Origin of the sequence: Streptomyces sp. NPDC058665 (assembly GCF_042714995.1) — a bacterium.
GTDB lineage: Bacteria > Actinomycetota > Actinomycetes > Streptomycetales > Streptomycetaceae > Streptomyces.
Map to the genome: position 1 here is coordinate 33,277 of NZ_JBHXRX010000005.1, position 13,317 is coordinate 46,593.

The following is a 13,317-nucleotide window of genomic DNA, read 5'->3' on the forward strand; positions in this document are numbered from 1 at the left end:
CCCTCAGCCAGATTGAGGTCAGGCGAATCGGCCCGACGGGGAGGAACCCTCATGAAGCGCAATCTTGTCATCGCCGGCATCGCGACAGCGGCTGTGATCGGCGGAGGTACGTACACCGCGGTCGCCGGGGGCGCCACCGGCTCCGGCGGCGGCGCCGTACCGGAGTCGGTGTCATCGGCGTCGCTGGTGAACGGCGCGGGCGGCGGTGACGACGACCGGGACGACGGCGCCGGGAGCAACGGCGGCGACGGGAAGGACGACACCTCGGCGGCGAAGCCGGGGCTCACCGCGGAGCAGGCGGCCGCGGCGGCGCTGAAGCGGCACCCCGGCAAGGTGGAGTCCGTCGACCTGGACGACGACGATGACGACGACGGCTCGTCCGGCCGCCGGCACTGGGAAGTCGACATCATCGGCCAGGACGGCAAGTGGTACGACCTGCGGGTCGACGCCACGACCGGCTCGGTCCGCGCGGACAACGACGACGATGACGACAGCGACGACGACCGCCACGAGCGCGCGGCGGTGAACGGCGCCGCGGTGGACGCCTCGGGAGCGGCGGCGGCAGCGCTCAAGAAGCACCCGGGCGCCGTGACATCGGTCGACGCGGACGACGACGACCGCGAGGCGGGCCACTGGGAGGTGACGGTGCGCGGTGACGACGGCCGTACGCACGCGGTGACGGTCGACATGGCCTCCGGCGCCGTGGCGGCGGGCCGGGGCGACGACAAGGACGACAGGGACGACGACGGACGCGACGACCGGGACGACGACCGCGGTGGTGACGACGACCGGGACGACGACCGCGGTGGTGACGACGACCGGGACGACGACCGCGGTGGTGACGACGACGGGGACGACGGCGACGACGACTGACGCCGTGCGCGGGACAGTTGACGCCTGAGCCGTACGTGCGCCGTACGGCCCGGCGGCGGCCTGGGCAGCCGGTGGCAGAGGACAACCCCCTCCTCTGCCACCGGCACTTCGCGCTGTGCGCGCCCGGTGCGCTACCCGCCCGTCAGCCCCGCCACCAGTTCGTCCGCCGCCGCGTACGGGTCCAGTTCGCCCGCGACGATCCGCCGCGCCAGCGCGCCCAGCCGGCGGTCGCCGCGCAGGTCGCCGATGCGCTCGCGGAGCGCGGTGACGGCGATGGTCTCCACCTCGCGGGCCGCGCGCCTGGCCCGCCGTTCGGTGAGGACGTCGTTCTTCTCCAGCCACGCGCGGTGCTTGTCCAGTGCATCGACGACCTCGTCGATGCCCTCGTTCCGCGCGGCGACCGTCTTGACGATCGGCGGGCGCCAGTCGCCGGGGGCGCGGGCCTCGCCGATGCCGAGCATGTGGTTCAGCTCGCGGACGGTCGCGTCGGCGCCGTCCCGGTCCGCCTTGTTGACGACGTAGATGTCACCGATCTCCAGGATTCCGGCCTTGGCCGCCTGGATGCCGTCGCCCATGCCGGGCGCCAGCAGCACCACCGAGGTGTCGGCCTGGGAGGCGATCTCCACCTCCGACTGCCCGACGCCCACGGTCTCCACCAGGATCACGTCGCAGCCGGCCGCGTCGAGCACCCGGATCGCCTGCGGCGCCGACCAGGCGAGCCCGCCGAGATGGCCGCGGGTCGCCATCGAGCGGATGTAGACGCCGGGGTCCGACGCGTGGTCGGACATCCGGACCCGGTCCCCGAGCAGCGCTCCCCCCGAGAAGGGGGACGACGGGTCGACGGCCAGGACGGCGACACGTTTACCCGCCTTCCGGTACGCGGCCACCAGCGCGGAGGTCGATGTCGACTTGCCGACACCGGGCGACCCGGTGAGACCCACGACGTACGCCCCGCCCGCGAGCGGGGCCAGCGCCGCCATCACCTCGCGCAGTTGCGGCGACGCCCCTTCGACCAGTGAGATCAGCCGGGCCACCGCCCTGGGCCGGCCCTCCCGCGCCTGGGCCACCAGCTGGGGGACGTCCACCGTCATCCGTACCGCGCTCCGTTCCTGCTCGCCGATGGGTTCCGTGCCCGGCCTTCGCCGGGACGCCCGCGTCCTGACCCGGGCGTACGCGTACGCCTACGCCTTCGGCACCCGCACGATCAGCGCGTCGCCCTGACCGCCGCCGCCGCAGAGCGCCGCCGCGCCCACGCCGCCGCCGCGCCGCTTCAGTTCGAGCGCCAGGTGCAGCACCAGCCGGGCGCCGGACATCCCGATCGGGTGGCCGAGTGCGATGGCTCCACCGTTTACGTTCACCCTTTCGGGGGACACACCCAGCTCCTTGGTGGACTGGACGGCGACCGCGGCGAAGGCCTCGTTCATCTCGATGAGGTCCAGATCGTCGACGGCGATGCCCTCTTTCTTGAGGGCGTGCCTGATCGCGTTCGCGGGCTGCGACTGGAGCGAGTTGTCCGGTCCCGCCACGTTGCCGTGCGCACCGATCTCCGCGAGCCACTCCAGGCCCAGCTCGACCGCCTTGGCCTTGCTCATGACCACGACGGCGGCGGCGCCGTCGGAGATCTGCGACGAGGAGCCCGCCGTGATCGTGCCGTCCTTGGAGAAGGCGGGCCGCAGCTTGCCCAGGGACTCGGCGGTCGTGTCCGGGCGGATGCCCTCGTCCCGGTCGAAGACGACCGGGTCGCCCTTGCGCTGCGGGATCTCGACGGGCGTGATCTCGGCCTCGAAGACGCCGTTCTTCTGCGCCGCCGCGGCCCGCTGGTGGGAGGCCGCCGCGACCTCGTCCTGCTCGGGCCTGGCGATGGCGAGCCGGGTGTTGTGCTTCTCCGTGGAGGCGCCCATGGCGATGGACTCGAACGGGTCGGTCAGACCGTCGTGGGCCATCGCGTCCAGCATCTCGATCGCGCCGTACTTGTAGCCCTCACGGGACTTCGGCAGCAGATGCGGCGCGTTCGTCATGGACTCCTGCCCGCCCGCGACCACGATGTCGAACTCGCCCGCGCGGATCAGCTGGTCCGCCAGGGCGATCGCGTCGAGGCCGGAGAGACAGACCTTGTTGACCGTGAGCGCGGGGACGCTCATCGGGATGCCGGCCTTGACCGCCGCCTGCCGCGCCGGGATCTGCCCCGCCCCGGCCTGGAGCACCTGCCCCATGATCACGTACTGCACCTGCTCGCCGGTGACGCCGGCCCGCTCCAGCGCGGCCTTGATGGCGAAGGCGCCGAGATCGGCGCCCGAGAAGGACTTGAGCGACCCCAGCAGCCTGCCCATGGGCGTACGCGCACCGGCGACGATGACGGAAGTGGTGGTGTTCGAATCCGGCATGAGATGCGACCCCTTTGCCTGACGATTGAGGGTTAACGAGGGTTCACCAAATGTACTGAGCGCACAGGTCCCGGGTCACCCGGCCGTGAGTGTGACAGCGCGCACGTTGCGTAACCGCTCGGTTGGCGCTGCACTGTGCGCATGCTGACGCGTATCGACCACATCGGAATCGCCTGCCACGACCTCGACGCGACCGTCGAGTTCTACCGGGCCACCTACGGCTTCGAGGTGTTCCACACCGAGATCAACGAGGAGCAGGGCGTACGGGAGGCCATGCTCAAGATCAACGAGACGTCCGACGGCGGCGCCTCGTACCTCCAGCTGCTCGAACCGGTCCGCGAGGACTCGGCCGTGGGCAAATGGCTGGCCAAGAACGGCGAGGGCGTCCATCACATCGCCTTCGGTACCGAGGACGTCGACGGCGACTCCGAGGCGATCCGGGAGAAGGGTGTACGGGTTCTCTACGAGGAGCCGCGCAACGGATCGATGGGCTCCCGCATCACGTTTCTGCACCCCAAGGACTGTCACGGCGTCCTGACCGAACTGGTCACCTCGGCCGCTAGGGCCTGTCGTTCGGATCAGGCCGGATGAGGGAGCGGGGTCTGGTGCCGTGGATCGCAAGGCGGAGGAGGGAGGCATGGCGGAGCCATGACGACCGACGACAACGCGGCGAGGCGCGGCACCACGGACCGCGAGCCCGGCAAGATCCGAACGACAGGCCCTAAGCCCCAAGAGCACTGACCCGAACGATTCCCGGCCCGGTAGAGTGGGCCGCTCCGGGCCGGGGCCGGGTCGGGGCGGCGCCTCGGCCGATGATCTGTCACCATTCCCCGGGGGGCCGTTCGCCCGTCGGGCGGTACCGAATGCTGAGTTGCGACCAGGGGACGGATGGGACCGCGCAGTGCGGGGCTACGAACGCCAGGAGAGCCACCGAGCTGACGACGACCACCTTTCGCGGTTCGAAGCCGAGATGGATCGGCTGAAGACCGCGCGGGAGAAGGCCGTCCAGCACGCCGAGGACCTCGGTTACCAGGTCGAAGTACTGCGCGCGAAACTGCACGAGGCGCGCCGCAACCTGGCGTCCCGGCCCTCCTACGACAACGCCGACCTCGGCTACCAGGCGGAGCAGATGCTCCGTAACGCGCAGATCCAGGCCGACCAGCTGCGCACCGACGCCGAACGCGAGCTGCGCGAGGCCCGCGCCCAGACGCAGCGCATCCTCCAGGAGCACGCCGAGCACCAGGCCAGGCTCCAGGCCGAGCTGCACGCCGAGGCCGTACAGCGCCGCCAGCGCCTCGACCAGGAGCTGGCCGAGCGCCGCCAGACCGTCGAGTCGCACGTCAACGAGAACGTCGCCTGGGCCGAGCAGCTGCGCGGCCGTACGGAGACACAGGCCCGCAGGCTGCTGGAAGAGTCACGCGGCGAGGCCGAGAAATCCCTGGCCGCCGCCCGCGCCGAGGCCACCCGGGTCGCAGAGGACGCCCGCCGCCGGCTGGGCGCCGAGGCGGAGACGGCCCGCGCCGAGGCCGAAGCGATTCTTCAGCGGGCCCGCAAGGACGCCGAGCGGCTGCTCAACGCCGCGTCCACGCAGGCGCAGGAGGCCACCACCCACGCCGAGCAGCTCCGTTCGGCGACGACGGCCGAGTCCGACCAGGCGCGCCAGCAGGCAGGCGAGCTGAGCCGGTCCGCCGAAGCGCGCATACAGGAGGCGGACGAGCGGCTGCGCGAGGCCCGAGCCGAGGCCGAGAAGCTCGTCACCGAGGCCAAGGAGACCGCGGTCAAGCGGCTGGCCGGCGCCGAGACCCAGTACGAGCAGCGCACCCGTACCGCCAAGTCCGAGATCGCCCGGCTCGTCGGCGAGGCGACGAAGGAGTCCGAGGCGCTGAAGGCGGAGGCCGAGCAGGCGCTCGCCGACGCCCGCGCCGAGGCCGAGAAGATGGTCACCGAGGCCGCCGAGAAGGCCCGTACGGCCGCCTCCGAGGACTCCGCGGCCCAGCTGGCCAAGGCGGCCCGTACGGCCGAGGAGGTCCTCACCAAGGCGTCCGACGACGCCAGGGCCACCACCCGCGCGGCGAGCGAGGAGGCCGACCGGATCCGCCGCGAGGCCGAGGCCGAGGCGGACCGGCTGCGCGGCGAGGCCGCCGAGCAGGCCGACCAGCTCAAGGGCGCGGCCAAGGACGACACCAAGGAGTACCGCGCCAAGACGGTCGAGCTCCAGGAGGAGGCGCGCCGGCTGCGCGGCGAGGCCGAGACCCTGCGCTCGGAGGCCGTCGCCGAGGGCGAGCGCATCCGCAGCGAGGCGCGCCGTGAGGCCGTCCAGCAGATCGAGGAGGCGGCCAGCACCGCCGAGGAGCTGCTGACCAAGGCGCGCGCCGACGCCGACGAGATGCGCGCCACCGCGTCCACGGACAGCGAGCGGGTCCGTACGGAGGCCATCGAGCGCGCCACGACGCTGCGCAAGCAGGCCGAGGAGACCCTGGAGCGCGCGCGGGCCGAGGCGGACCGGCTGCGCGCCGAGGGCGAGGAGCAGGCCGAGGCGGTGAAGACCGCCGCCGAGCGGGCCGCCGGCGAACTGCGCGAGGAGACCGAGCGCGGTGTCGAGGCCCGTAGGTCCGAGGCCGCCGACGAGCTGACGCGGCTGCACACCGAGGCCGAACAGCGCCTGAGCGGCGCCGAGTCGGCGCTGACCGACGCCCGCGCCGAGAGCGAGCGGATCCGGCGCGAGGCCGCCGAGGAGACGGAGCGGCTGCGGGCGGAGTCCGCCGAGCGGCTGCGTACGCTCCAGGCCCAGGCCGAGCAGGAGGCCGAGCGGCTGCGGGACGAGGCCGCGCAGGACGCGGGACGCTCCCGCGCGGAGGGCGAGTCGACCGCCGTACGGCTGCGGGACGAGGCCACTCAGGAGGCCGAGCGGATCAAGTCCGAGGCCCAGGACAGCGCGGACCGGCTGCGCGCCGAGGCCGCCGCCGCGGCCGAGCGTGTGGGCACCGAGGCGGCCGAGGCGCTCGACGCCGCGCAGGAGGAGGCGGTACGCCGCCGCCGCGAGGCCGAGAACCTGCTGAGCGCCGCCCGTACGGAGGCGGACCAGGAGCGCGAGCGGGCCCGCGAGCAGAGCGAGGAGCTGCTGGCCTCCGCCCGTAAGCGGGTCGACGAGGCGCAGACCGAGGCAGCGCGGCTGGTCGAGGAGGCCGACTTCCGCGCCACCGAGATGGTGTCGGCCGCCGAACAGACCGCGCAGCAGGTACGGGACGCGGTCTCCGGGCTGCACGACCAGGCCGAGCAGGAGATCGCCGGACTGCGCTCCGCCGCCGAACACGCGGCGCAGCGCACGAAGTCGGAGGCGCAGGAGGAGGCGGACCGGGTCCGCGCCGACGCGTACGCGGAGCGCGAGCGTGCCTCGGACGACGCGGCCCGGCTGCGTGCCCGCGCCCAGGAGGAGACGGACGCCGCCCAGGCGCTCGCCGAGCGCACCGTCGGCGAGGCGGTCGCCGAGGCGGAGCGGCTGCGCGCGGAGAGCGCCGATTACGCACAGCGGGTACGGACCGAGGCGTCGGACTCGCTGGCCGCGGCCGAGCAGGACGCGTCCCGGGCCCGCCAGGAGGCGCGCGACGACGCCAACCGCATCCGGGGCGACGCCGCGGAGCAGGCGGACCGGCTCATCGGCGAGGCGACCAGCGAGTCGGAGCGGATGCGCGCCGACGCCGCCGAGACCGTCAACTCGGCCCAGCGGGCGGCCGAACGGCTCCGCGCGGAGGCCGAGCGGATCAGGTCGGACGCCGAGGCGACGGCCGAACGGACCGTCAGCGACGCGATCACGGAGTCGGACCGGCTGCTCGACGACGCGCGGGCGAACGCGTCCAAGCGCCGGGGCGACGCGGCCGAGCAGGCCGACCAGCTCATCAACAAGGCCCAGGAGGAGGCGCTCCGCGCCGCCACCGAGGCCGAGGCCCAGGCCGACACGATGGTGGGCGCCGCGCGCACCGAGGCGGCGCGGCTCAAGGCGGACGCGACGGTCGAGGGCAACTCCCTGGTGGAGAAGGCCCGTACGGACGCCGACGAACTGCTCGTCGGGGCGCGCCGGGACGCCACCGCCATCCGTGAGCGCACCGAGGAGTTGCGGGCGCGGATCGAGGGCGAGATCGACCAACTCCACGAGCGGGCACGCCGGGAGACGGCCGAGCAGATGAAGAACGCCGGCGAACGCGTCGACAAACTCGTCAAGGCGGCCACCGAACAGCAGCAGGAGGCCGAGCGGAAGGCCAAGGCCCTGGTGGCGGAGGCCGGTTCGGAGGCGAGCAAGGTCCGGATCGCGGCGGTGAAGCGGGCCGAGGCGCTGCTGAAGGAAGCGGAGCAGAAGAAGGCCGAACTGACCCGCGAGGGCGAGAAGTTCCGCGCCGACGCCGAGGCGGAGGCCGGCCGGATGGTCGACGAGGGCAGACGTGAACTCGACGTGCTGGTACGCAGGCGCGAGGACATCCAGGCGGAGATCTCCCGTGTGCAGGATGTGCTGGAAGCGTTGGAATCCTTCGAGACTCCGGGCGCGGGCGGCAAGACGGGGTCCGGTGGCGGCGCCGGCGGGGGTAGCGTCAAGGCGGGCGCGGCGGCGGGTGTGACTCGTTCGGGTGGCAAGTCGTCCGACAGTTAGGGCCTGTCGTGTGGAGCAGGCCGGATCAGTGAGCGGGGTCTGGTGTCGTGGATCGCAAGGCGGAGGAGGGAGTCATGGCGGAGCCATGCCGACCGACGACAACGCGGCGAGTCGCGGCGCCAGGGCACGCGAGCCCGGCAAGTTCCACACGACAGGCCCGTGCCACTCAAAAGGCTGGACATTCTCCAGATCAAACCCGCATCCGCACGATGACACGCCGCTTTGGCCCCTAGGATTCCCCCTATCACCTCACCGGTCTCATTCGACAGGAACCTCATGAGCGACACTTCCTCCCCATTCGGCTTCGAGCTCGTGCGGCGTGGTTACGACCGCGGTCAGGTGGATGACCGCATTACCAAGCTCGTCGCCGACCGTGACAGTGCTCTCGCACGGATCACCGCACTGGAAAAGCGCATCGAGGAGCTCCACCTCGAAACGCAGAACGCTCAGGCCCAGGTCACCGACGCGGAGCCGTCGTACGCCGGCCTGGGAGCGCGCGTTGAGAAGATCCTCCGCCTCGCCGAGGAGGAGGCGAAGGACCTGCGCGAAGAGGCCCGTCGCGCGGCCGAACAGCACCGCGAGCTCGCCGAGTCGGCGGCCCAGCAGGTGCGGAACGACGCCGAGGCGTTCTCCGTCGACCGCAAGGCGAAGGCCGAGGACGAGGGCGTCCGTATCGTCGAGAAGGCGAAGGGCGAGGCCCAGACCCTGCGCTCCGAGGCGCAGAAGGACGCGCAGCAGAAGCGCGAGGAGGCCGACGCGCTCTTCGAGGAGACCCGCGCCAAGGCCGCCCAGGCCGCCGCGGACTTCGAGACGAACCTCGCCAAGCGGCGTGAGCAGTCCGAGCGTGACCTGGCGTCGCGTCAGGCGAAGGCCGAGAAGCGCCTGGCGGAGATCGAGCACCGCGCCGAGCAGCTGCGTCTTGAGGCCGAGAAGCTCCGTACGGACGCGGAGCGCCGCGCCCGTCAGACGGTGGAGACCGCGCAGCGCCAGGCCGAGGACATCGTGGCCGACGCGAACGCCAAGGCCGACCGGATCCGCAGCGAATCGGAGCGCGAGCTGGCGGCGCTCACCAACCGCCGCGACTCGATCAACGCCCAGCTGACCAACGTCCGCGAGATGCTGGCCACGCTGACCGGTGCGGCCGTCGCCGCGGCGGGTACGCCGGCCGAGGACGAGCCCATCTCGCGTGGTGTCCCGGCGCAGCAGTCGCGCTAGCCGTACGGCTGGTAGACGGCTTCGTTCCGTAAGTAACGATCGTGCAAGCCCCCCGCCAGTGGAGTGGCGGGGGGCTTTGCGCGCCCTTAGGTTGTCGGCATGATCGAGGTCGAAGGGCTCACCAAACGTTTCGGGAAGAAGATCGCGGTCGACCACCTCTCCTTCCAGGTCAGGCCCGGAGTGGTGACGGGTTTTCTGGGACCCAACGGAGCCGGTAAGTCGACCACCATGCGGATGATGCTCGACCTGGACATCCCGACCGGCGGTTCGGTCCGGATCGACGGGAAGCACTACCGCGACCTCGAAGAGCCGGTGAAGTACATCGGCGCCCTCCTCGACGCGAAGGCCATGCACGGCGGGCGCAGCGCGTACAACAACCTCCTGTGTCTCGCCCAGAGCAACCGCATTCCGGTGCGCCGGGTCAACGAGGTTCTGGACACCGTCGGTCTGACGGCCGTGGCCAAGCAGAAGTCGAAAGGCTTCTCTCTTGGTATGGGCCAACGGCTGGGTATCGCCGCGGCGCTGCTCGGTGATCCCGAGATCCTGATGTTCGACGAGCCGGTGAATGGTCTGGACCCGGAGGGCATTCACTGGATTCGCAATCTGATGAAAACCCTCGCGGGCCAAGGCCGCACGATCTTCGTCTCCAGCCATCTCATGAGTGAAATGTCGCTGACCGCCGAGCACCTGATCGTGATCGGCCAGGGAAAGCTCCTGGCGAACACCTCGATGGCCGACTTCATCCACGAGAACTCGCGCAGTTTCGTCCGGGTCCGCACCCCGCAGCGGGAGCAGTTGCTCGACGCGCTGTCCGAGGGCGGCTTCACCGTCGTCGAGGCCGAGGACGGCACGCTGGAGATCGACGGCTCCAGCTCCGAGCAGATCGGTGAGCTGGCGGCGCGGCAGCAGGTCGTCCTGCACGAGCTGAGCTCCCAACGCGCCTCGCTGGAGGACGCGTTCATGCAGATGACGGCGGAGTCGGTCGAGTACCACGCGCATTCCGATGCGGGCGGCGCACCCCCGGCGGGCCCCGGTCCCCAGTGGGGACAGCACGGCAACCAGGGCAAGGGAGCCTGACCCATGGCATCGGTACCAGCGGTCCTCCAGTCCGAGTGGACCAAGATCCGTACGGTCTCGTCCACGATCTGGACCCTCGCCGTCGCGTTCCTCGTGACCGTGGCCATGGGGTTCGCCCTGTCCCTGCTGTTCAGCACCACGTTCGACGATCTGTCGGAGGCCGAGCGCATCACCTTCGACCCGACTTTCGTGAGCTTCTCCGGGATGATCCTGGGCCAGCTGGCGATGGTCGTCTTCGGCGTCCTGGTCGTCGGCTCGGAGTACAGCTCGGGCATGATCCGCACCTCGCTCGCCGCCGTACCGCAGCGGGGCACCTTCATCTTCAGCAAGATCTTCGTCGCCGGGATGCTGGCCCTCATCGTCGGGCTCATCACGGGGTTCGTCTCGTTCTTCCTCGGCCAGGCGGCGCTCGGCGACCACGGGACGACCATCGGCGAGCCGAACGTGCTGCGCGCGGTCATCGGCAGCGGTCTCTACATGGGGCTGATCGCGCTCTTCTCGATGGGCGTCGCGACGATGCTGCGCAGCTCGATGCTGTCGCTCGGCATCCTGATGCCGTTCTTCTTCCTCGTCTCGCAGATCCTCGCCTCCGTACCGAAGGCGAAGAACGTCGCCCGGTACTTCCCCGACCAGGCCGGCGCCAAGATCATGCAGGTGGTCCCCGACGCGCTGAACTCGGACAAGGCCCCGTACAGCCCCTGGCAGGGCATGGGAATCATGGCGCTGTGGGTCATCGCGGCGCTGATCGGCGGCTACCTCGTCCTGAAGAAGCGCGACGCGTAGGACGTGTCCCGGCCGACAGGCCCCGATCCCAACGGCTTGGCCGGAACCGTCAGGGCCCGGATATCCTCCTAACTCTTACGGGGGCTTTCGGTCCGAAACGGCCACTGCCCCGACCACCAGACAGAACTTTCGACGGGGCTGGAGAATGATCGAGGCAGTCGGCCTGACGAAGCGCTACGGCGCCAAGACGGCCGTGTACAACCTTTCCTTCCAGGTCAGGCCCGGTGCCGTCACCGGGTTCCTGGGCCCCAACGGCTCCGGCAAGTCCACGACGATGCGGATGATCCTCGGTCTCGACCAGCCGACCGCGGGCCGGGTGACGGTCGGGGGCCATCCCTTCCGGGAGCTTCCCAACGCGCCCCGTCAGGTCGGCGCACTGCTGGACGCCAAGGCGGTGCACGGCGGGCGCAGCGCGCGCAACCATCTGCTCTCGCTCGCGCAGCTCTCCGGCATCCCGGCGGCCCGGGTCGACGAGGTCCTGGGCGTGGTCGGTCTCCAGGAGGTGGCACGGCGCCGCTCCAACGGCTTCTCGCTCGGTATGGGCCAGCGGCTCGGCATCGCCGCCGCGCTGCTCGGCGACCCGCAGGTGCTGCTCTTCGACGAGCCGGTGAACGGCCTCGACCCCGAGGGCATCCTCTGGGTCCGCAATCTGATGAAGCAGCTCGCGTCCGAGGGCCGTACGGTCTTCGTCTCCTCGCACCTGATGAGCGAGATGGCCCTGACCGCCGAGCATCTGATCGTGATCGGGCGCGGACAGCTCCTCGCCGACATGAGCGTGAAGGACTTCATCTCGCACAACTCGGCGGACTTCGCCCGGGTCCGCCCCGCGGAGGGCGATCCCGAGGGCCGCGAGAAGCTCGTCGCCGCGCTCGGTGAGGCGGGCGGCCAGGTGCTGTCCGAGCGGGACGGCGCGCTGCGGGTCACCGGGCTGCCGCTCCCCCGCATCAGCGATCTGGCGCACGAGTCGGACGTACGACTCTGGGAACTCTCCCCGCACCAGGCCTCGCTGGAGGAGGCGTACATGCGGCTGACGCAGAACGCCGTGGACTACCGGTCGACGGCCGACCAGCTCGCCGGTTTCGCGCCGCCGCCGCAGCCGGGCTACGGGGTGCGGCTGTACGAGCCTCCGGTCGTGCCCGAGGTGCCGACGCAGGGCTGGTACGCGCCGCCGCCGCCCGGGGAGAACCCGTACGCCTCGGACTCCCCGGTCGGGGCCGCCGCGCCCGCGCAGGCGCCCGCAGAGGCACCTGTGGACGCACCGACGGACGCGCCCGTGGCCGCCGCGACGACCGCGAAGGCCCCGGCTGCCGCGCCGGCGCCCGTGAGCGCCGGGCCCGCGCCGGCGAGCGCCGCCGATCTCGTCAAGCACGTGAGCGACGAGAAGGCGGCCACGGCCGGCGAGTCGGACGAGACCGGGGCGAAGACCGAGACCGGGACCCAGACCGGGACCCGGACCAAGACCACCGAGGACGACCGATGACAGCCCCGTACGAGCAGCAGGCCCCGATCTGGCAGGGCGGGCAGCCCCTGGGGTCGTACGTCTCGCCGATCCCGGTCCGCCGGGCCACCCTCGGTGACGCGGTGGCATCGGAGTGGACCAAGATCCGTTCCGTCCGCTCGACCATGTGGACACTCGGCACCATGATCGTCCTGATGGTGGGCATCGGCGTGCTCGTGGCCTGGGGTGTCTCCATCTCGGAGGCCAGTCTCGGCGACGAGTCGCCGCTGCCGCTGGGCTTCTTCGGTGTGCTGCTGGGGTCGATCTGTGTGATCACCCTCGGCGTGCTGACGATCGCGTCCGAATTCGGCACGGGGATGATCCGCACCACCCTGACCGCCTGCCCCAGCCGGGGCCGGGTGCTGGCGGCGAAGTCGATCGTCTTCTTCCTGCTCGTCCTGACGATCACGACGGTGACGGCGACCCTGGTCGGCGCCATCCATGTCGCCATGCTCGACGGCCGCGCTCCCACCGGCCAGGAGTGGCTGCGGGCCACCTTCGGCGTGGGCCTGTTCATGGCGCTGCTGGGCCTGCTGTCGCTGGCCGTCGGCGCGCTGATCCGGCACTCGGCGGGGGCGATCACCCTCATGATCGGGGTGGTGCTGCTGCCGCTGGTGATGGCGATGTTCATGTTCTCGTCGTCGCTGGCCAAGGTGCAGGAGGCCCTCTTCGAGTACTCGATCCCGAGCCAGATCTCGGTGCTCTACGCCGTCTCGATGACCGGGTCGGGACCGAACGGCTGGGACCCGGTGTTCATCGCGACGGGTGTCACGGCCGTGGTGATGGGCTTCGCCTTCTTCTCGCTCAACCGCCGTGACGTGTAGGACAGTTGGGCACGCCGGCGC

Annotated in this window: 10 protein-coding genes; 8 read left to right on the forward strand and 2 right to left on the reverse strand. The window is 71.3% G+C overall.

Translation table 11 applies throughout. The annotated features are described in order from the left end of the window. The first annotated feature begins 51 nt into the window (after positions 1-51). The gene (locus ACFWV8_RS04275; RefSeq protein ID WP_384197851.1) at positions 52-873 is read left to right on the forward strand and encodes a PepSY domain-containing protein; all 822 of its coding nucleotides are present in this window, start codon (positions 52-54) and stop codon (positions 871-873) included. Positions 874-1,004: 131 nt separating this feature from the next. Here ACFWV8_RS04275 and meaB read toward each other — a convergent pair whose 3' ends face one another. Both meaB and ACFWV8_RS04285 read right to left on the reverse strand, forming a co-directional pair. After that, the gene (meaB, locus tag ACFWV8_RS04280; protein ID WP_384197853.1) at positions 1,005-1,964 is read right to left on the reverse strand and encodes a methylmalonyl Co-A mutase-associated GTPase MeaB; all 960 of its coding nucleotides are present in this window, start codon (positions 1,962-1,964) and stop codon (positions 1,005-1,007) included. A gap of 90 nt (positions 1,965-2,054) precedes the next feature. Beyond that, entirely contained in the window at positions 2,055-3,257 is a 1,203-nt protein-coding gene (locus tag ACFWV8_RS04285; RefSeq protein WP_329381456.1) for an acetyl-CoA C-acetyltransferase, read from the reverse strand. Positions 3,258-3,398: 141 nt separating this feature from the next. Here ACFWV8_RS04285 and mce point away from each other — a divergent pair, with 141 nt between their 5' ends. From mce to ACFWV8_RS04320, 7 genes are all read left to right on the forward strand, one after another. Beyond that, on the forward strand, positions 3,399-3,848 hold the full coding sequence (mce, locus tag ACFWV8_RS04290) for a methylmalonyl-CoA epimerase (RefSeq protein ID WP_384197855.1): 450 nt from the start codon (positions 3,399-3,401) through the stop codon (positions 3,846-3,848). 310 nt (positions 3,849-4,158) lie between these two features. After that, positions 4,159-7,899, forward strand: a complete 3,741-nt coding sequence (scy, locus tag ACFWV8_RS04295; RefSeq protein WP_384197857.1) for a polarized growth protein Scy — start codon at positions 4,159-4,161, stop codon at positions 7,897-7,899. Positions 7,900-8,175: 276 nt separating this feature from the next. Beyond that, positions 8,176-9,114 carry a cellulose-binding protein gene (locus ACFWV8_RS04300; protein ID WP_363241320.1) on the forward strand — a complete coding sequence of 313 codons (939 nt, stop codon included), beginning with the start codon at positions 8,176-8,178 and terminating at the stop codon, positions 9,112-9,114. A 99-nt stretch (positions 9,115-9,213) separates the two neighbouring features. Further along, complete coding sequence (locus ACFWV8_RS04305) at positions 9,214-10,191, forward strand: ATP-binding cassette domain-containing protein (protein WP_384197859.1); 978 nt, start codon at positions 9,214-9,216, stop codon at positions 10,189-10,191. 3 nt (positions 10,192-10,194) lie between these two features. Next, positions 10,195-10,974 carry an ABC transporter permease subunit gene (locus ACFWV8_RS04310; protein WP_384197861.1) on the forward strand — a complete coding sequence of 260 codons (780 nt, stop codon included), beginning with the start codon at positions 10,195-10,197 and terminating at the stop codon, positions 10,972-10,974. A gap of 145 nt (positions 10,975-11,119) precedes the next feature. After that, the gene (locus ACFWV8_RS04315; protein WP_384197863.1) at positions 11,120-12,454 is read left to right on the forward strand and encodes an ABC transporter ATP-binding protein; all 1,335 of its coding nucleotides are present in this window, start codon (positions 11,120-11,122) and stop codon (positions 12,452-12,454) included. Beyond that, complete coding sequence (locus ACFWV8_RS04320) at positions 12,451-13,296, forward strand: ABC transporter permease subunit (RefSeq protein WP_384197865.1); 846 nt, start codon at positions 12,451-12,453, stop codon at positions 13,294-13,296. The genes ACFWV8_RS04315 and ACFWV8_RS04320 overlap by 4 nt, the downstream gene beginning before the upstream one ends. Positions 13,297-13,317: the final 21 nt, after the last annotated feature.

Excerpts from the sequence above, each read along its gene's own strand:
- ACFWV8_RS04275 (WP_384197851.1), top strand. The coding sequence starts at position 52 with ATGAAGCGCAATCTTGTCATCGCCGGCATCGCGACAGCGGCTGTGATC.
- meaB (WP_384197853.1), bottom strand. The coding sequence starts at position 1,964 with ATGACGGTGGACGTCCCCCAGCTGGTGGCCCAGGCGCGGGAGGGCCGG.
- ACFWV8_RS04285 (WP_329381456.1), bottom strand. The coding sequence starts at position 3,257 with ATGCCGGATTCGAACACCACCACTTCCGTCATCGTCGCCGGTGCGCGT.
- mce (WP_384197855.1), top strand. The coding sequence starts at position 3,399 with ATGCTGACGCGTATCGACCACATCGGAATCGCCTGCCACGACCTCGAC.
- ACFWV8_RS04300 (WP_363241320.1), top strand. The coding sequence starts at position 8,176 with ATGAGCGACACTTCCTCCCCATTCGGCTTCGAGCTCGTGCGGCGTGGT.
- ACFWV8_RS04305 (WP_384197859.1), top strand. The coding sequence starts at position 9,214 with ATGATCGAGGTCGAAGGGCTCACCAAACGTTTCGGGAAGAAGATCGCG.
- ACFWV8_RS04310 (WP_384197861.1), top strand. The coding sequence starts at position 10,195 with ATGGCATCGGTACCAGCGGTCCTCCAGTCCGAGTGGACCAAGATCCGT.
- ACFWV8_RS04315 (WP_384197863.1), top strand. The coding sequence starts at position 11,120 with ATGATCGAGGCAGTCGGCCTGACGAAGCGCTACGGCGCCAAGACGGCC.
- ACFWV8_RS04320 (WP_384197865.1), top strand. The coding sequence starts at position 12,451 with ATGACAGCCCCGTACGAGCAGCAGGCCCCGATCTGGCAGGGCGGGCAG.